Source organism: Mesorhizobium sp. 43Arga, from assembly GCF_053714255.1.
Genome location: NZ_JBSKBO010000007.1, coordinates 34,706 through 53,141 on the forward strand (window position 1 = coordinate 34,706; position 18,436 = coordinate 53,141).

General features: G+C 63.9%; 17 protein-coding genes. 8 read left to right on the forward strand and 9 right to left on the reverse strand.

Annotated features, from left to right (window positions below):
- The 4 genes from ACWGS8_RS23110 to ACWGS8_RS23125 all read right to left on the reverse strand — a co-directional run bounded on the left by ACWGS8_RS23110 (position 1) and on the right by ACWGS8_RS23125 (position 3,241).
- Entirely contained in the window at positions 1–1,557 is a 1,557-nt protein-coding gene (locus ACWGS8_RS23110) for a formate dehydrogenase beta subunit (RefSeq protein WP_454583081.1), read from the reverse strand.
- Positions 1,554–2,033 carry a formate dehydrogenase subunit gamma gene (locus tag ACWGS8_RS23115; protein ID WP_123168802.1) on the reverse strand — a complete coding sequence of 160 codons (480 nt, stop codon included), beginning with the start codon at positions 2,031–2,033 and terminating at the stop codon, positions 1,554–1,556. The genes ACWGS8_RS23110 and ACWGS8_RS23115 overlap by 4 nt, the downstream gene beginning before the upstream one ends.
- Positions 2,034–2,168: 135 nt before the next feature.
- Positions 2,169–3,068 (reverse strand): LysR family transcriptional regulator, encoded by a 900-nt coding sequence (locus tag ACWGS8_RS23120; RefSeq protein ID WP_454583082.1) that lies wholly within the window; start codon positions 3,066–3,068, stop codon positions 2,169–2,171.
- A complete protein-coding gene (locus ACWGS8_RS23125; RefSeq protein ID WP_454583083.1) occupies positions 3,065–3,241 on the reverse strand; it encodes a hypothetical protein in 177 nt (58 codons plus the stop codon). Before ACWGS8_RS23125 ends, ACWGS8_RS23120 begins: the two co-directional genes overlap by 4 nt.
- Between ACWGS8_RS23125 and ACWGS8_RS23130 the strand changes: the two genes are divergently transcribed.
- A complete protein-coding gene (locus tag ACWGS8_RS23130) occupies positions 3,240–4,490 on the forward strand; it encodes a sensor domain-containing diguanylate cyclase (RefSeq protein ID WP_454583084.1) in 1,251 nt (416 codons plus the stop codon). The genes ACWGS8_RS23125 and ACWGS8_RS23130 overlap by 2 nt on opposite strands.
- Before the next feature lie 40 nt (positions 4,491–4,530).
- Here ACWGS8_RS23130 and ACWGS8_RS23135 read toward each other — a convergent pair whose 3' ends face one another.
- Positions 4,531–4,908, reverse strand: a complete 378-nt coding sequence (locus ACWGS8_RS23135) for a VOC family protein (RefSeq protein WP_454583085.1) — start codon at positions 4,906–4,908, stop codon at positions 4,531–4,533.
- Between the two features lie 215 nt (positions 4,909–5,123).
- Between ACWGS8_RS23135 and ACWGS8_RS23140 the strand changes: the two genes are divergently transcribed.
- Positions 5,124–6,293: an Mrp/NBP35 family ATP-binding protein gene (locus tag ACWGS8_RS23140; protein ID WP_454583086.1), complete on the forward strand. Its 1,170-nt coding sequence runs from the start codon at positions 5,124–5,126 to the stop codon at positions 6,291–6,293.
- Between the two features lie 16 nt (positions 6,294–6,309).
- On the opposite strand, the gene ACWGS8_RS23145 is transcribed toward ACWGS8_RS23140, so the two are convergent.
- Complete coding sequence (locus ACWGS8_RS23145) at positions 6,310–6,759, reverse strand: SRPBCC family protein (RefSeq protein ID WP_454583087.1); 450 nt, start codon at positions 6,757–6,759, stop codon at positions 6,310–6,312.
- 149 nt (positions 6,760–6,908) lie between these two features.
- Between ACWGS8_RS23145 and ACWGS8_RS23150 the strand changes: the two genes are divergently transcribed.
- The 4 genes from ACWGS8_RS23150 (at position 6,909) to ACWGS8_RS23165 (ending at position 11,644) form a co-directional block, all read left to right on the forward strand.
- Positions 6,909–8,714 (forward strand): IlvD/Edd family dehydratase, encoded by a 1,806-nt coding sequence (locus tag ACWGS8_RS23150; protein ID WP_454583088.1) that lies wholly within the window; start codon positions 6,909–6,911, stop codon positions 8,712–8,714.
- Between the two features lie 259 nt (positions 8,715–8,973).
- On the forward strand, positions 8,974–9,792 hold the full coding sequence (locus tag ACWGS8_RS23155; RefSeq protein ID WP_454583089.1) for a chromate resistance protein ChrB domain-containing protein: 819 nt from the start codon (positions 8,974–8,976) through the stop codon (positions 9,790–9,792).
- Positions 9,789–11,180 carry a chromate efflux transporter gene (chrA, locus tag ACWGS8_RS23160; protein ID WP_454583090.1) on the forward strand — a complete coding sequence of 464 codons (1,392 nt, stop codon included), beginning with the start codon at positions 9,789–9,791 and terminating at the stop codon, positions 11,178–11,180. The genes ACWGS8_RS23155 and chrA overlap by 4 nt, the downstream gene beginning before the upstream one ends.
- 65 nt (positions 11,181–11,245) lie before the next feature.
- Complete coding sequence (locus tag ACWGS8_RS23165) at positions 11,246–11,644, forward strand: hypothetical protein (RefSeq protein ID WP_454583091.1); 399 nt, start codon at positions 11,246–11,248, stop codon at positions 11,642–11,644.
- Positions 11,645–11,661: 17 nt separating this feature from the next.
- On the opposite strand, the gene ACWGS8_RS23170 is transcribed toward ACWGS8_RS23165, so the two are convergent.
- Positions 11,662–13,251 (reverse strand): trimethylamine methyltransferase family protein, encoded by a 1,590-nt coding sequence (locus tag ACWGS8_RS23170; RefSeq protein WP_454583092.1) that lies wholly within the window; start codon positions 13,249–13,251, stop codon positions 11,662–11,664.
- 192 nt (positions 13,252–13,443) lie between these two features.
- Positions 13,444–14,937, reverse strand: a complete 1,494-nt coding sequence (gene pdxR, locus ACWGS8_RS23175) for a MocR-like pyridoxine biosynthesis transcription factor PdxR (protein ID WP_010913204.1) — start codon at positions 14,935–14,937, stop codon at positions 13,444–13,446.
- A 303-nt stretch (positions 14,938–15,240) separates the two neighbouring features.
- Between pdxR and pgi the strand changes: the two genes are divergently transcribed.
- Positions 15,241–16,884, forward strand: a complete 1,644-nt coding sequence (pgi, locus tag ACWGS8_RS23180; protein WP_454583093.1) for a glucose-6-phosphate isomerase — start codon at positions 15,241–15,243, stop codon at positions 16,882–16,884.
- Between the two features lie 5 nt (positions 16,885–16,889).
- Positions 16,890–17,612 (forward strand): HAD family hydrolase, encoded by a 723-nt coding sequence (locus ACWGS8_RS23185; RefSeq protein WP_454583094.1) that lies wholly within the window; start codon positions 16,890–16,892, stop codon positions 17,610–17,612.
- On the opposite strand, the gene ACWGS8_RS23190 is transcribed toward ACWGS8_RS23185, so the two are convergent.
- Positions 17,596–18,426 carry a class I SAM-dependent methyltransferase gene (locus ACWGS8_RS23190; RefSeq protein WP_454583095.1) on the reverse strand — a complete coding sequence of 277 codons (831 nt, stop codon included), beginning with the start codon at positions 18,424–18,426 and terminating at the stop codon, positions 17,596–17,598. The two genes, ACWGS8_RS23185 and ACWGS8_RS23190, sit on opposite strands and share 17 nt — an antisense overlap.
- Between the last annotated feature and the right edge of the window lie 10 nt (positions 18,427–18,436).

Here is an 18,436-nt window from a genome sequence, read left to right on the forward strand (position 1 = left end):
CTATTCAGCAGCCACGCGCGCCGGCGCAGGCTTGAAATCTTCGGGGAAATGCGTGATCGAGCTCATCACCGGGTAGGGCGTGAAGCCGCCCAGCGCGCACAGCGAACCGAACTTCATTGTGTTGCAGAGGTCGGTGACCAGAGCGAGGTTCTTTTCCGGCTCGATGCCGGCGGCAAGCCTGTCGATGGTCTCGATGCCGCGCGTCGAGCCGATGCGGCAGGGCGTGCACTTGCCGCAGCTTTCGATGGCGCAGAACTCCATGGCAAAGCGCGCCTGCTTCAGCATGTCGGCCGTGTCGTCGAACACGGTGACGCCGGCATGGCCGATCAGCCCGTCACGCTTGGCGAATTCCTCGTAGTCGAACGGCGTGTCGAAAAGCGCGCGTGGGAAATAAGCGCCGAGCGGACCGCCGACCTGCACCGCCTTCACCGGACGGCCGGTGGCCGTGCCGCCACCGATGTCGTCGACGATCTCGCCCAGCGTCAGGCCGAAGGCGGTCTCGAACAGGCCGCCCTGCTTGACGTTGCCGGCGATCTGGATCGGGATGGTGCCGCGCGAGCGGCCCATGCCGAAATCCTTGTAGAGGGCGGCGCCCTTGTCCATGATGATCGGCACCGAGGCCAGGCTGATGACGTTGTTGATCACCGTTGGCTTGCCGAACAGGCCCTGGATGGCCGGCAGCGGCGGCTTGGCGCGCACCACGCCGCGCTTGCCTTCCAGGCTGTTCAGCAGCGAGGTTTCCTCGCCGCAGACATAGGCGCCGGCGCCGACGCGGATTTCCATGTCGAAGGCATTGGGCGAACCCAGCACGTTGACGCCGAGCACGCCGGCCTTGCGAGCGATTTCGACGGCCTTGTTCATTGTCGCCACCGCATGCGGATATTCCGAGCGGATATAGACGAAGCCCTTGGTCGCCCCGGTGGCGATGCCGGCGATCGCCATGCCTTCGATCAGCACGAAGGGGTCGCCTTCCATGATCATGCGGTCGGCGAAAGTCGCGCTGTCGCCCTCGTCGGCGTTGCAGACGATGTATTTGCGCTCGGACGTCGTATCCAGCACCGTCTTCCACTTGATGCCGGTCGGGAAGCCGGCGCCGCCGCGGCCGCGCAGGCCTGAGTCCGTAACCTGCTTGACGATCTCGGCCGGCGCCATGGCGACGGCGTTCTGCAAGCCCTTGAGCCCGCCTAGCGACTTGTAGGCATCGAGCGACAGAGGGTCGTTGATGCCGCAGCGGGCGAAGGTCAGCCGCGTCTGCTTGGCGAGGAACGGGATCTTGTCGGGCGCGCCGAGCCAGCGCTTGTGGTGGCCACCGGTGAGGAAGCCGCTGTCGAACAGGCTCTTGACGTCGGAAGGCTTGACCGGTCCGTAGGCGACGCGGCCGTTGGCGGTCGCCACTTCGACCATCGGTTCGAGGAAATAGGCGCCGCGCGAGCCATTGCGCACGATCTTGGCCTCGATGCCACGCTCGGCGAGTTCCGCACGAACGGCCTTGGCGACCTTTTCGGCGCCGAGCGCCAACGCACCGGAATCACCGGGAATGTAGATGCGGGGGATCATGAGCGCACCTCGGCAAGGATCTCGTCGATCTTGTCGTCATCGAGCCGCCCGATCACCTCGCCGTCAAGCATCGCCGACGGCGAACAGGCGCAAAGCCCGAGGCAATAGACCGGCTCGAGTGTAACCGATCCGTCGCGGGTGGTCTCGTGGAAACCGATGCCGAGCAATTGCTTGATTTTGGCGGCGACGGCATCCGAGCCCATCGACTGGCAGGCTTCCGCCTGACAGAGCTTGAGAACATGCCGCCCGGCCGGCCGAGCGCGGAAATCATGATAGAAGGTGACGACGCCGTGCACCTCGGCCCTGGAGAGGTTCAGCCCATCGGCGATAACCGGCAGTGCCGCCTGCGGCACATGGCCGAATTCTTCCTGGATCTCGTGCAGGATCGGCAGCAGCGGGCCTTCGAGGCCTTTCAGCTCTTGGATAATCGCCGCCGTGCGCGATGCGATCTCGGTACTTGCAGGCTGCATCGTCATGCAGCGCCCTCCCTGGTCGGTAGCGTTCTAGCGCTAAGTCGTTACAAAAACAGAGGAAACCAGCGAAATCAATAAAGCTGATCCGTCGCTTGATAGAAATCTTCTATCAAGCCCGCTCAGCCGCCATTCTCTACCCTAGCGATGGGCGCGGAAATCGTCTGCCAGCGCCATTGCCTCGTCCAGCAGCGCCTGCACCAGCGGCGTGTGCGGCTCGCGCGGTGCGGCCACCAGGCCGACCGTGTGGCTGGCGTCGGGCTCGACGATCGGAATGGCCCGGATCGGCTCTGAAAAGCCGAATGTTTCCGCGAGGTTGAGCGGCATGATCGACGACCATTTGCCGGTACGGATGTGCGAGAACAGCACGATCATCGAGTTGGATTCGAGCGTCGGCCGCACCTGCACGCCGGCCTCGGCCAGATGCTGGTCGATGATGCGGCGGTTCTGCATGTCCGGCGTCAACAGGCACAGCGGCAACCGGCTGATCTCGGCCCATGTCACTTTGTCGCGGTCGGAATAGGGGTTTCCGACCGCCGTGATCAGCTGATAGCGCTCGTCGTATAGCGGCACGCTGGTCACCCGCCCAAGCGGCTCATTGTCGAGATAGGTAATGCCGGCGTCGATGTCGAAATTGCCGAGCAGCGACAAGACTTCGATCGAGGTGCGCGACAGCACCGAGAAGGTGACGCCCGGATTTTTCTCGCGAAACGGCGTCGTCAGCCGCGCCACCATGGCGAGCGCGGTCGGGATGGCGGCAATGCGGATGCGTCCGGAAAGGCCGTGGCGCGCCGCGCGCATTTCCTCGCGCATGGTCCGTGAATCGCCGACGATGCGGCGCGCCCAGACCAGCACCTGCTTGCCCTCCGGCGTCAACCCCTGGAACCGCGATCCGCGATTGACCAGCATGACGCCGAGCTGACCCTCAAGCTGCTTGATGCCGGCCGACAGGGTGGGCTGAGTGACTCCGCACGCTTCCGCCGCCCGGCCGAAATGCTCTTCCTTGGCGAGCGCGATAAAGAATTCGAGTTTGTCGATCATGCCAAAGCCTTTTTGGCTCGCCTCGCGAAATCGCGCGGCAGGGCCGTTGATTGATCATCGCGCATGCGGCGGTGAATGGCGACAGCAAGCAATAACCAATTGATAATATTTGGCTTGCCATCATGGTCGATGCGGGTATCGCGGCAGGGGCGCCGAAGATAGGTGGTTCGCATGCTCCAGGAGCATCCGCCGGAAATACCAGCGCCTACCGCCGCCGACCTGCGCGAGGCCGCGCGGCTCCGGGCCGTAGAGCGCTTCGATGTTCTGGACACGCCGCGCGAAGCGTCGTTCGACCGCATCACGCGATTGATCAAGACGGTCTTCGATGTCCCGATCGCCATCGTCTCGGTCATTGACGGGCACCGCCAATGGTACAAGGCCTGCGAGGGGCTGGCGATCAAAGAAGTCGATCGCAAGGTCACATTCTGCCAGTACACGATCCTTCAGGAAGAGCCGCTGATCGTCACCGACGCGACCAAGGATCCCCGTTTCGCCGACAATCCCATGGTCAGGAACGATCCGCATATCCGCTTCTACGCAGGCGTGCCTTTGCGAAGCCGCGACGGCCACAATATCGGCAGTGTCTGCGCGATCGGCTATATCCCGCGGGAATTCAGCGACCGCGACATCGCAATCCTCCAAGATTTTGCCGATCTTGCCATGGATGAGCTGGAGCTGCGCCAGCATGCCTCCAGCGATGCGCTGACCGGCGTGCTGTCGCGGCGGGCCTTCATCGATCAGGGCGGCAAGGCATTTGCGCTTGCGCGGCGCCAGCGCTTCGATTTCTCCTGCATCGTCTTCGATGTCGACCATTTCAAATCGGTTAACGACAATTTCGGCCATGCCGCAGGCGACAAGGTGCTGAGTGGTGTGGGCCGGCAATGCGGTGCCGCCTTGCGCGACGTCGACATATTCGGACGCGTCGGTGGTGAGGAATTCGCGGTACTTCTTTACACCGCTCGCAACGGTGCGCTTGAATCCGCCGAGCGGCTGCGCGGCACCATCGAGGCCATGCGGATCACGCACGGCGCACAAGAGATGCAGGTCACTGCCAGCTTCGGTGTTGCCTCGTTCGATCCGACGACCAGCGGCCTGCCGGAACTGATCGAGCGCGCCGACGCCGCCATGTACCGCTCGAAGCACGCCGGCCGCAATCGGATCACAGCCTGGAATTCCGCCGGGAGTGATCAGCCGCCGTCGCGGCGCAGGGTGCTGAAGGCAGGCCAGATCGTTTTCAACAAACGCATGTCGACCATCGACTGCACGGTCCGCAGTCTCGGCGAGGGCGGCGCCACTATCGACGTATCGAACAGCGCCGACATTCCCGGCCAGTTCGTGCTGACCATCCGCGCGGATAGGTTCGAGACGAAATGCCGGGTCGTCGCCCAGGCTGAAAGGCGTCTGGAACTCGCCTTCGAGTGAAAGGGGCCGCGGCGGTCCGGCTGACGCGAAGCACCGCCGACTATTTGTCCACCAGGTTCAGGATGTTGCCGTCCGGATCCTTGAACCAGGCGACCTTCATGCCGTAGCCGACATGGATGTCGCCCTCCAGCGTCAGGCCGGGCATCTCATAATGTTCGAAAGCGACGCCCTTCGATTTCAGCGATTTGACGACGTTGCCGATTTTGTCACCGACCGTCCAGGTCACCGCCGTGGCCTTGTTGGTTCCGGCGAATTCGGAATGATAGACGTTGATCAGCGTGTCTCCGCTTTTGTAGACGACAAGCTCGCCGCCCATGTCGTCAACCTGCGTGAGGCCTAGCGTGCCTTCATAGAAGGCCTTTGCCTTTGCCAGGTCCTTGACGGCGAGATTGGCCGTTGCGTTGTTGTTTTCGAGCATGACCGTCTCCTTCCGGGATTTTCGTGTCCTCGTTCAGGCAACCGAAATAGGGCACGCGGTCCGTTTGACCATCGGCAATCGGCCGAAGGAGGCGTCATCCGGCAAAATTCGACAGCATTGGTCGTTTTCCGCGGCATGCCGGCAAGCCTTTGCGTCACGGCTTGGTTCTCGCTGGAAACTGCACTATCTGCATTGCCAAACGCCGAGGAAAGATCATGTCCGTTACCAAGGAAATCGTCACCGAGCGCCTGAAGACGGTCAATGGACCGGACTTCACCGGGAACATTGTCGATCTCGGCATGGTTTCGGAGATTTTCATCGCCGATTCGAAAGTGTTCTTCTCGATCACCGTTCCCGCCGCCAGGGCGCAGGAAATGGAACCGCTGCGCGCCGCCGCCGAGCGAGTGGTGAAAGCAATTCCCGGTGTCGCCGGCGCCGTCGTCGCACTGACGGCGGAGAAGAAGGGCGGCGGCATGGAGGCACCGGTGCCCGCGCGCCCCGCACCCAGGCCGGCACCGCCGGCGGTCCCGCAGCGTCCCGCGCCGCAGGCCCCGGCCTCGCACAGCTCGGGTAAGCGCGGCGTGCCCGGCATCGAGGCGATTATCGCGGTTGCCTCGGGCAAAGGCGGTGTCGGCAAGTCGACCACCGCCGTCAATCTGGCGCTTGGCCTCGCCGCCAACGGATTGCGCGTCGGCGTGCTCGACGCCGACATCTATGGCCCGTCCATGCCGAAACTGCTCAACATCCACGGCCGGCCGCAGACGGTCGACGGCAAGATCCTGAAGCCGATGGAGAATTACGGCCTCAAGGTGATGTCGATGGGCTTCCTCGTCGACGAGGAGACGCCGATGATCTGGCGCGGCCCGATGGTGATGTCGGCGCTGACGCAGATGCTGCGCGAGGTCGAATGGGGTCGGCTCGACGTGCTCGTCGTCGACATGCCGCCCGGCACCGGCGACGCACAGCTGACCATGGCGCAGCAGGTGCCGCTGGCCGGCGCCGTCATCGTCTCGACACCGCAGGACCTGGCGCTGATCGATGCCCGCAAGGGGCTGAACATGTTCAAGAAGGTCGACGTGCCGCTGCTCGGCATCGTCGAGAATATGAGCTATTTCATCGCGCCCGACACCGGCAAGCGCTACGACATTTTCGGCCATGGCGGCGCGCGCCGCGAGGCCGAGCGCCTCGGCGTCAGCTTCCTCGGCGAAGTGCAGCTGGAAATGGGCATCCGCGAAAGCTCGGATGCCGGAGCGCCGGTGGTGGTGTCCAAGCCCGATGGCGCCGAGGCCAAAACCTATCGCGATATCGCCGCCAAGGTCTGGGACAGGGTCAATGAAGAACGCGGCGCGGCCGAAGCGGCGGTGCCGAGCATCGTTTTCGAGTGACCTCGCAGCGAAACGGTCAGCCGCCGACCTTCTCGCCGAAGTTGGAAAAGAACTGCCCGGCCAGCTTTTTCGACGTCGACTCGATCAGCCGGCTGCCGAGCTGGGCGATCTTGCCGCCAACCTCGGCTTTGGCTGCGTATTTGAGGATCGTGGCATCCGCTCCATCCTCGGTCAGCGTCACGTCGGCGCCGCCCTTGGCAAAGCCGGCAATGCCGCCCTTGCCTTCGCCCTGGATGGTGTAGGAATGCGGCGGCTTGAGATTTTTCAGTGTCACCTCGCCGTTGAAGGTCGCCTTGATCGGCCCGATTTTCACCACCACAGTGGCCGCCATCTCGGTCGGCGACTTCATCTCGAGGCTCTGGCAGCCGGGAATGGTCGCCTTCAAAACCTCGGCGTCGTTCAGCGCTTCCCAGACTTTTTGCAGGGGTGCGGCAATGCGTTCCTCGCCTTCGATCACCAAAGCCATCAAGAACCTCCCGGAAACAATGGTTCGAAGCCCTAGCGCAGGGGCGCTGTTGTGTCTATCGCACCAAAGTGCGGGTTGGGAACGCGCGTGCCCCTTGCTTGCATTGACGCGTTGTCATATCGATTTGTCATACAAATACGGAGACCGTGATGGCCGGCGCCCCCACCAAGAAGAAAAAATTCCGCTCGCAGGAGTGGTTCGACAATCCCGACAACCCCGGCATGACGGCGCTCTACCTCGAGCGTTACCTGAATTACGGGCTGACGCGTGCCGAGCTGATGTCGGGCAAGCCGTTGATCGGCATCGCACAGACCGGCTCGGATCTGTCGCCATGCAACCGCCACCATATCGAGCTCGCCAAGCGCGTGCGCGAGGGCATCGTCTCGATGGGCGGCATTCCCTTCGAATTCCCCTGCCATCCGATCCAGGAGACCGGCAAGCGCCCGACCGCGGCCCTTGACCGCAACCTTGCCTATCTCGGCCTTGTCGAGGTGCTCTACGGCTACCCGCTTGACGGCGTCGTGCTGACCATCGGTTGCGACAAGACGACGCCGGCGCTGCTCATGGCGGCGGCCACCGTCAACATCCCGGCCATCGCGCTGTCGGTCGGCCCGATGCTCAACGGCTGGCACAAGGGCAAGCGCACCGGCTCTGGCACCATCGTCTGGGAATCGCGCCAGCGCCTGTCGGCTGGCGAGATCGACTATGATGAGTTCATGGATATCGTCGCCTCCTCGGCGCCCTCCACCGGCTACTGCAACACGATGGGCACCGCCACCACGATGAATTCGCTGGCCGAGGCGCTCGGCATGCAGCTGCCGGGCTCGGCCGCCATCCCGGCCCCTTACCGCGAGCGCGGGCAGATCGCCTACGAGACCGGCAAACGCATTGTCGACATGGTGCATGAGGATTTGAAGCCGTCCGACATCATGACGCGCAAGGCCTTCGAGAACGCCATCGTCGTCAATTCGGCGATCGGCGGCTCGACCAACGCGCCGATCCATCTCAACGCCATTGCCCGCCATCTCGGCGTGCCGCTCGACAATGACGACTGGCAGGAGATCGGCCTCAAGGTGCCGCTCATCGTCAATCTGCAGCCGACGGGCGAGTATCTCGGCGAGGATTACCATCATGCCGGCGGCGTCCCGGCCGTGGTGGCCGAGCTGATCAAGGGCGGGCTGTTGCCGCATCCCGATGCCCTGACCGCCAATGGCAAGTCGATCGGCGACAATTGCAAGGCGGCGGTCGTCGAAAACGCCGACGTGATCCGCAGCGTCGACAAGCCGCTGAAGGTCAATGCCGGCTTCATCAACCTCAGCGGCAATCTGTTCGAATCGGCGATCATGAAGACCAGCGGCATCTCGCCGGAATTCCGCGAGCGCTATCTCTCCAACCCGAAGGACCCGGAAGCTTTCGAAGGCAACGCCATGGTCTTCGACGGGCCGGAGGATTACCACGCCCGCATCGACGATCCGGCGCAAGGCATCGACGAACACACGATCCTGTTCATGCGCGGCGCCGGCCCGGTCGGCTATCCCGGTGGCGCCGAGGTCGTCAACATGCAGCCGCCGGCCTACCTCATCAAGAAGGGCATCCATGCGCTGGCCTGCATCGGTGACGGCCGTCAGTCGGGTACGTCCGGCTCGCCGTCGATCCTCAACGCCTCGCCGGAAGCTGCCATTGGCGGCGGACTGGCACTGCTCAAGACAGGCGATCGCGTCCGCATCGACCTGAACAAGGGCACCGCCAACATCCTGGTCAGCGACGAAGAGATCGCCAAGCGGCGCGCGGCGCTGCAGGGCAATGGCGGCTACCACTATCCGCAGCACCAGACGCCGTGGCAGGAAATCCAGCGCGGCATGGTCGACCAGTTCGACCAGGGCATGGTGCTGAAGCCGGCGGTGAAATACCAGGATGTCGCCCACACCAGGGGCGTGCCAAGGGACAATCATTGATTATTCCAAGGGATAGTCATCGATTATTCCCGGCAAAAATCACTGATGTTGGATCGGCGGCTGGCGGCCCGTGCAATCGGGCCGCCAGCCGTCTTTCGTTTTGGCGCGGCGCATCCCGCCCAAGGGTCGAGACTGGTCACGATCCTTGACAAGCGCTCCGAACAAATCCACCATTGTGGGCAAGGGGTGCATCGCGACGACCCCGTGAGGCGTCAGCCCAACGTTCGCGTCCAAGCTTCTCTATCAGGAGGTGGACGCCATGCCGTCAACAACCGCTATCACCGTATCGCAACTGTCCCGTCTGGTCGGCCTGCCGGGAGCCCCAATAATCATCGATGTTCGCATCGATGAGGATTTCGACGCCGATCCGCGCCTGCTGCCGGCCTCGATCCGGCGCGATTTCAAAACCGTTTCGACCTGGGCGCCCGATTTCGCCGGCACACAAGTCTCGGTCGTCTGTCAGAGGGGTCAAAAACTCTCGCAAGGCGTCGCCGCATGGCTGCGCCATGAGGGGGTTCCCGCCGAATCTCTTGAAGGCGGCTTCGAAGCCTGGCGCGAGGCAGACGGGCTCTTGATCAGCACCGACAAATTGCCACCGCGCGACGAAAAGGGCCGCACTGTGTGGGTGACGCGGGCGCGCCCGAAGGTCGACCGCATCGCCTGCCCCTGGCTGATCCGGCGTTTCGTCGATCCTCATGCGGTCTTCCTGTTTGTCGAGGCAGCCGAAGTGCCTGCTGTCGCCGATCGCTTTCGGGCCGTGCCTTTCGACATCGACAATGTGTTCTGGAGCCATCGCGGTGAACACTGCACCTTCGATACGATGATCGAGGAATTCGGGCTGGAATCCGCCGCACTCGACCGCCTTGCCGCGATCGTGCGCGCGGCCGACACCGCAAGGCTCGATCTGGTGCCCCAGGCCGCCGGTTTTCTGGCCGTCTCGCTTGGCCTGTCGCGGATGTTTCGCGACGATCTGGAACAACTGGAAGCAGGCATGCTGCTCTACGATGCGTTCTTCCGCTGGTGCCGCGACGCCACCGAGGAAACGCACAACTGGCCCAGCGCGGGTAAACCGTCATGAGCGCTGTTGCGCCTGCACATCGGTCGGGGAACGTCGAGGCGCCGGCTGTCCCGACCTTTGCCGAGGCCGTCAAGGTCTGGGCGAAGATCGGACTGCTCAGCTTCGGTGGCCCGGCCGGGCAGATCGCCCTGATGCACAGGGAACTGGTCGAGGAACGGCGCTGGATCGGGGAACAGCGTTTCCTGCATGCGTTGAACTACTGCATGCTGTTGCCTGGCCCGGAAGCCCAGCAACTCGCCATTTACATCGGCTGGCTGTTGCACAGGACGATCGGCGGCCTTGTCGCCGGCATCCTGTTCGTTGTGCCCGGCGCGCTTGTCATGCTGATCTTGAGCAGCCTCTACGTGCTCTATGGCGACATTCCGCTCGTCGAGGCGCTTTTCCTCGGAGTGAAGGCGGCGGTGCTTGCCATCGTCATCGAGGCGGTGATCCGGATCGGACGGCGCGCCCTGAAAAACCCGGCCATGGTGTCGATCGCGGTTGCGGCCTTCATCGCCATCTACGCGTTGAATGTGCCGTTCCCGCTCATCATCCTGCTCGCCGGCCTGACAGGATGGCTGGGAGACCGACTCGCACCGGGTCTCTTCTCCGGATCGGCGCACGGCAAGGATGGTGGTCCCGATATCAAGGGCGCCGTCGACCTGATGTTCGAGCGCGGCGAACTGACCCATGTCACACCGACCAGATGGCATGCGCCGCGCACTGTCGCGATCTGGCTGCCGATCTGGCTCGGACCGGTTCTCCTGATCTGGTGGTTCACCGGCTCTGCCAGTGTGTGGACCGAGATTGGCCGGTTCTTCAGTCTGATGGCGGTCGTCACTTTCGGTGGCGCCTATGCGGTGCTGGCCTACGTCGCGCAGGCGGCCGTCCAGTCCTTCGGCTGGCTGGCTCCCGGTGAAATGGTCGATGGGCTTGGGCTTGCCGAAACGACGCCAGGCCCGCTCATCCTGGTGCTGCAGTTTGTCGGCTTCATCGCCGCTTTTCGTCACTCCGGGTCGCTGAACCCGTTGCTTGGCGGATCGCTCGGAGCGCTGCTGACCCTGTGGGTGACCTTCACGCCGTGCTTCTTCTGGATATTCCTTGGCGCGCCCTATATCGAGGCCCTGCGCGGCAACAGGGCCTTGTCGGCTGCGCTCGGCGCGATCACCGCCGCTGTTGTCGGCGTCATCCTGAATCTCGCTTTGTGGTTTGCCTTGCACGTCGTTTTCCGTGAGGTGCACGCGGTGAGCCTCGGCATGAATGTGCCGGTGCTTTCGTCGATCGACTGGCGCGCGGCGCTGCTTTCCTTGGCCGCGATGATCGCCATCCTGAAGCTGAAGATCGGCATGCTGCCGACGCTCGCCGGATCGGCTCTTGCTGGCGTGTTGCTGCAGGCGGTGGGTGGCTAGATCTCCGCCTGCCTTTGTATTCCGCTTGCCGACCACCTAAGTGGTCGGAAACGGATTGGAACATCATGGCGCAACGACGCTCTTCCCTCGGCTTTCTCGGCATGTTCGGCCGCTCGGGCGATCTGAGGCAGCTCGACGCCGCCTTGCGCGGCGCCGACCTGCATCCCGCCCTCGTGCCGGAGGGCGTGAAACTCACAATCGTCAATCTGATGAAGGATCGCTGGCCCGACGAGCCGCCGCCACAGGCCTATCCGGATGTGGCGCGGCTGTTCAGCTATTGCATTGCCGGTCCGGAAACCTTTGAGAGCTCGCAAGGCCTGCAGCAGCGGCAGGACGTCGAACGCCGCATCGAGGCCGCTGTGGAAGCCGGCGACAGTTTCGACGCGCAGATCGTGCTGATGGCACTGCATGCCAAGCTGATCAATGCCGATGTCGTCGAGCGTTTTGCGCTGGGCGCCGACTGACTGATCAGACGAGAGGCTCAGCCGCCCATATTGGCGCGCGGCAGCTTGATCATGTCGCCGAAGCGGGCACGCAGTTTGTCGTCGAGCAACTTCGGCACATGGCGCGGGAAGCGTTCGGCAAGGATGCGCTTCTTCTCGATGATGGCGCGCTGCAATATGTCGGGCCGGCCCTTCTCGTTCCATTCCTTCGGCGAAAACCGGTCGCCGACGGCCGGGTAGAAATACTCCGTCTGCATCAGCCGCAGCGTCTGCTCGTTGCCGAGATAGTGACCAGGCCCATTCAGGCAGACTTCGGCGATGGTGTCGATCGACAGCGCTTCGTCTGTCACCTCGATGCCGCGCACGCAGCGCAGGCAATGGCCGAGCATGTCATTGTCGATGATCAGGCTTTCCAGGCAGAAGCCGAGCAGCGAGGCATGCATGCCGGCCGATTCATACACGAGGTTCAAGCCCGCAAGGCCGGCCATCACGTCGGTGATGCCCTTTTCGTAGCCGGACTGGATGTCGGGCAGTTTCGAATCCGTCATGCCGGCGGCCGAGCCGCCCGGCAGATCGTAGAATTGCGCCATCTGCGCGCAGGCCGCGGTCAGTACCGCCTGTTCGGCCGACCCGCCCGACATGGCGCCGGTCCGCAGGTCCGACACGAACGGCCAGGTGCCGAAGATGGCCGGATGTCCCGGCTTGATGGCGTTGACATAGACCAGGCCGGCCAGCACTTCGGCCACGGCCTGCACCACGGCGCCGGCAATCGCCGCCGGAGCGGTCGCGCCGGCCTGGCCGGCCGACAAAAGCAGGATCGGGATGCCGCCCTCGACACAGGCCTCGAGCACGCCGCAGGCATCCTCGGCGAATTTCATCGGCGGCACGACGAAGCAGTTGGAGTTCGACACGAATGGCCGGGCGCGGAAATTTTCCTCGCCGCCGGCAATGGCATAGAGCATTTCCAGTGCCGGCTGCACGTTCTCGCGCACCGTGAACGAGGTGCCGACATGCTTGGACGTGCCCATCACGCAGGCATAGAGCGTGTTGAAGTCCATTTCGAGCGGATCGGGAATGTCGCGCGGCACCATCGGCCGCTGGAAGAAATGGATGTTGTCGAGCCCGTCGACGATGCGGGCGGCGTCATAGATGTCCTGCAGCAGCGATTCGCGATATTCGCGCTTCTCGACATCGACAAGATGAACGGCGGCGCCGGCCGTGCCGTAGTGCACGCGCTTGCCCTGGATCACCATATCGTGTTTCGGGTCCTGGCCGTGCAAGGTGAAATTGCGTGCTGCCTTCTTGATGGTCTCGAGCACCAGCGCGCGCGGGAAACGGATGCGGCCGTCATCGCCATAAGTGGCGCCGGCCTTGGTCAGTGCCTCGATGCAGGAGGGGATGGCATTGGCGAAACCGACCGTCTCCAGCAGCGTCAGCACCGCCTCGTGGATGCGCTCCTGGTCGTTGCCGCGCAACGGTCCGTAGCTGCCGCCCTCGAGGCCTGCGCGCACCGGCCTGATGTCGTCGGCGAGCGGCGCTGCCCGCATCGCGCGGCGCGCTTCGCGTCCACCGGAGCGGCGCGAGCGCTGATCCGCCGCCGCTTCCTGCTTTTCAAGAACCACTGACATGGAAGCACTCCACCTTTTCTCGGAAACAGGGCGGCGGTTGGTCCACCATCGGCTGCTTCTTCCCCTTTGTGCCACGACTATGCCGCCGGCATTGGCACAGACCATGGGCCAGCCGGTGTGGTTGCATATGCCAGCGCTAAAGGAAATGGAGCCGCGATTGTGCGGCTCCGGTCAAAGGATCAGGTAAGTGGATCAGGCGGCGGCAGGCCTGCGTCCGGCAGCGGTGGCCAGTTCCCGGATCCCGGGCTCGATATGCTGCAGCGCGATCGAGGAAATGCCCAACCGCATGAAACGCGAAGGCTTTTCGGTGCGGTCGAAGAAGCGGTCCCCCGGTTCGATGATCACGCTGCGCGAGGCCGCGGCCTCAGCTAAACCGCGGGAATCGGTGCCGCGCGGTCCTTCCAGCCAGAGCGACGTGCCGCCGGCGGAGTCGGTCGAGCGCCATTCCGGCAGGAAAGCGGAAATCGCATGGACCAGCCGCTTGCGCCGCTCGTCGAAGGCGCTCGAAAGACGCCGCACCAATGCCTCGTGATGGCCGAGCGACAGGAAGAGCGCCACGGCGCGCTGGTTGTTGGCCGGCGGATGGCGCAGCATGAAGCGGCGCAGTGCCCTCAGCTCCGAGATTAGTCCAGCCGAGGCGACGATGTAGCCAAGCCGCAGGCCGGGAGCCAGCGTCTTCGACATCGAGCCGACATAGACGACGCGACCGGAACGATCGAGGCTCTTCAGTGCCTGCTGCGGCGCCTCGTCGAGAAGCTGGCTGTCATAGCCGTCCTCGATGATGATCTGGTTGTGCCGGTTGGCACGCGCCAGGAGATCCTGCCGCCGCTCGGCCGACAACGGCACCATGGTCGGGCAATGATGGCTGGGCGTGACGAAGACGAAGCCGGAATCATTGGGGATAGAAGAGGTTACGATGCCGGACTGGTCGACCGGCACCGGCTGGATGTCGGCGCCCGCAAGCCGGAAGATCGAGCGTGCGTCGGGGTAGCCCGGGTCTTCCATCGCCACCTTCGAGCCCTTGGTCATCAGCAGCGACGCCAGCATGTAGAGCGCGTTCTGGGCGCCAAGCGTGACGATGATCTCGTCGGGATTGGCGAAGATGCCGCGCCTGGGCAAGAGCCGCGCCTGGATCTGCTCGATCAGCAGCGGATCGTCGCGATCGACCATGTCGGACGCCCAGTTGCGGATTTCGAGCACGGCCAGCGCCATGCGGTTGCACTCGCGCCATTCGGCGGTCGGGAACAACGCAGGATCGAACTGGCCGTAGACGAAGGGGTAGGACGACTTGATCCAGTTCTCGTGCTTGGCCGGCGGCGGCATGTCGCTGGCGGCGATCTGCCGGCGCGCCTTCCAGTCGATCTCGTTGGCCTGGTCGGGCGCCTTCTGGTGCGGCTTGGCGGGAGTTGCCAGCACGTCGGGATTGACGAAATGGCCGCGCCGCTCGCGCGCCACCAGGAAGCCCTGGTCGACGAGCTGCTGGAAGGCCAGAACCACCGTCCCGCGTGCGACGCCCAGCTTCTCGGCCAGGATGCGGCAGGAGGGAAGCGGCATCGAAGCGGCGATCTGACGGTCGAGAATGGCGGCCACGATGGCCTGGCGGATCTGCGCCTGCAGGGTTTGGCCGGATTCGGCCGAAATCCGGAACAGGCCGGACCATATGGCCGTGTCGTTGCGCTGTGGCATGGGAAATCTTCCTCGGATGGCCAGCAATTTTCGTTTGGCTGGACCAGTCGAGTGTATGGGTGGCACAAGGGGTTGCGCCAATCAATTTTTCTGATCGTTGGGATTTATGCCAGTGATCCTTCAGCCAAAATCGGGCTCCGTGGCCGCCCGCAGTGACACATTGTGTCATCGCATCGTGATGCGATGCGGCATCGCCGCGTATTGACCGCACGGAATTCGGCTCAATAGGTTTGTCGCGACGACACGCGCCGGAAACATCCGGTCTGATAAAATACGTCGAAAAACGCCAGGAGCTCCCCGCCAGTGGATAAATCAGCCTTCCAGAAACAGCTTGCCGCCTTGCGCGATCATCGCTCGGCGGCACCTGCCAGCATGCGCCAGGCCTTCGCCGCCGATCCACAGCGTTTCCAGACATTCTCCGCCACCGACGGCGACCTTTTGGTCGACTGGTCGAAATGCGCCGTCGACGCAACCACCATGGACCTGCTGGAAAAGCTCGCCGCTGCTGCCGATCTCGAGGGCCGCCGCGCCGCCATGTTCGCCGGCAAGAAGATCAACATCACCGAAGACCGCGCCGTGCTGCACACGGCGCTGCGCAATCTCAGCGGCAAGGGCGTCACGGTGGATGGCCAGGACGTCAAGGCCGACGTCCTTTCCGTGCTCGACGCGATGGGCGCCTTCGCCGATGCCATCCGCTCCGGCAAGGCGCTAGGTGCCACCGGCAAGAAGATCACCGACATCGTCAACATCGGCATTGGCGGCTCCGACCTCGGCCCGGCCATGGCGACGCTGGCGCTGGCGCCTTATCATGACGGGCCGCGCGCGCACTACGTCTCCAACATCGACGGCGCCCATATTCATGACACGCTGAAGGGCCTGTCCGCCGAAACCACGCTGTTCATCGTAGCCTCCAAGACCTTCACCACGGTCGAGACGATGACCAATGCGCAGACGGCGCGCGACTGGGTTCAGAAGGCGCTCGGCAAGCAGGCGGTCGGCAAGCATTTCGCTGCCGTCTCGACCGCGCTCGACCTGGTGGCCAAGTTCGGCATCGAGCAGGACCGCGTCTTTGGTTTCTGGGACTGGGTCGGCGGCCGCTATTCGGTCTGGGGCGCGATCGGCCTGCCCGTCATGATCGCCGTTGGTCCGAGGAATTTTCGCGCCTTCCTCGATGGCGCGCACGAGATGGACGAGCATTTCCGCACCGCGCCGCTCGCCGGGAATCTGCCTGCGCTTCTCGGGCTGGTCGGCTGGTGGCATCGCGTGATCTGCGGCTATCCGGCCCGCGCGGTCATCCCCTATGACCAGCGCCTGTCCCGGCTGCCGGCCTATCTGCAGCAGCTCGACATGGAATCGAATGGCAAGGGCGTCACCCTCGACGGCACGCCGGTGCCGACGCCGACCGGGCCGCTGGTCTGGGGCGAGCCGGGCACCAATGGCCAGCACGCCTTCTTCCAGCTCTTGCACCAGGGCACCGACTTCATCCCGGTCGAGTTCCTTGCCGCGGCCGTCGGCCATGAGCCGGAGCTCAAGCACCAGCATGATTTGCTGCTCGCCAATTGCCTGGCGCAGTCGGAAGCGCTGATGAAGGGCCGCACGCTGGACGAGGCGCGCGCGCAGATGCTGGCCAAGGGCATGAAGCCGGCCGATGTCGACAAGATTGCGCCGCATCGTGTCTTCTCCGGCAACCGGCCTTCGGTGACCATCCTCTATCGCAAGCTCGACCCGCGCACTTTCGGGCGGCTGATCGCGCTCTATGAACACCGCGTCTTCGTCGAGGGCACGCTGTTCAACATCAATTCCTTCGACCAGTGGGGCGTCGAACTCGGCAAGGAACTGGCGACCGGCCTGCTGCCTGTCGTGGAAGGCAAGGAAAGCGCCGCAAACCGGGACGCCTCGACCAGAGGCCTTGTGGAACGCATCCACCAATTGCGTGGTTCGGAGTGACTGATTTGGCAGACATCAAGGGGATATTGTTCGACAAGGACGGGACACTTGTCGACTTCAACGCGACCTGGCTCGGCGTCGCCGACTTCATGGCCATGGACGCCTCCGACGGCGACCGCTGGAAGGCCGATAGGCTGCTTGCGGCCGCTGGCTTCGATTTCGCCAGCCGCCGCTTCAAGCCCGATTCGATCTTTGCCTCGGGCACCAATATGGATGTCGTCGAGCTGTGGTTCCCGCGTCTGTCCGACGAAGACCAGATGCTGGCCGTCGCCCGCTTCAACGAAATCACTTCGGTGCAGGGCTCGGCGATGGCGGTGGCGCTGCCAGGCATCGTCGATACGCTGGCAACACTGCACAAAAGATCCTACCGGCTTGGCGTCGCCACCAATGATTCCACCAGCGGCGCGGAAAAGACCTTGGTCACGCTGGGCGTAGCCCAGCTGTTCGATGCTGCGTATGGTTATGACGCGGTGGCCAATCCCAAACCAGCGCCCGACACCATCCAGGCCTTTTGCGACCTCACCGGCCTGAAGCCGGCTGAGATCGCCATGGTCGGCGACAACCGCCACGATCTCGAAATGGCGCGTGCCGGCGGCTGCGGCCTGGCGGTGGGCGTGCTCTCCGGCACCGGCACGCGCGAATCGCTGGCCGGCATTGCCGATGTCGTTCTCGATTCCGTTGCCGACCTGCCGGACTTCCTGTCGGCCCGGGTCAAGGAGACGGTTTGATCGCTCCCGCCAGCTCGGGTGCGGTCTCGGCCCCGAAACGAAAGACGCCGCTCGGCTTCAGCGCGGCGCCTTTTGCGTCGCCGAAATCCGGCACCAGATATTCGGCGAGCAGGCGCAGTCGGGACAGCGGCAGGTCATGGCGACGGGGATCGCCGACCAATACATCGATGCCGGCTGCCAGGCAGCGGTCGAGGAACGGGATAACCCGTAGGGCGACCTCACGGCCGTAGAACACGTCGCCTGCAAGCACGAGGTCGACGGCCGGCGGCGGGCCCATGGCGACATCCCGATCGACAATAGTGATCTTGACCCGGTTGGCCTCCGCGTTGAGACCGATCGCGGCGACGCCGTTGCGGTCGATTTCGGCGGCGGTCACCTCGCTTGCGCCGGCCTTGGCGGCAGCGATGCCGACAATGCCTGAACCTGCCCCGAGGTCCAGCACGCGGCGGCCCGCCACCGTCTTCGGATGGTTGAGGATGTGGCGTGCCAGCGCCGCACCACCTGCCCAGGCATAGGCCCAATAGGGCGGCTGCGGGTCCGGCGCATCGTCGTCCGCATCAATATCGTCTTCAGGGTCGACGAGGCGTCTCAACCCGCTGCCGGGGTGGGCGGTGTAGAACCGGATTTCTGGAAGCGCCGGCACCGGCACAAGGCGCATGTTCACCTTGATGAAATCCGCTGGATCGAGGCGCGGGTGGCGGCTGGGCAAATCATTACCCGGCGCCTCGCCGCCGACGGAATCTTCCCCGACTAAAGCGCGCTGCGCCTCAGCTCTTTGTTTTGATGCATGCCGTTCTCCCAAAACCGAGGTCACTTTTGGGCGA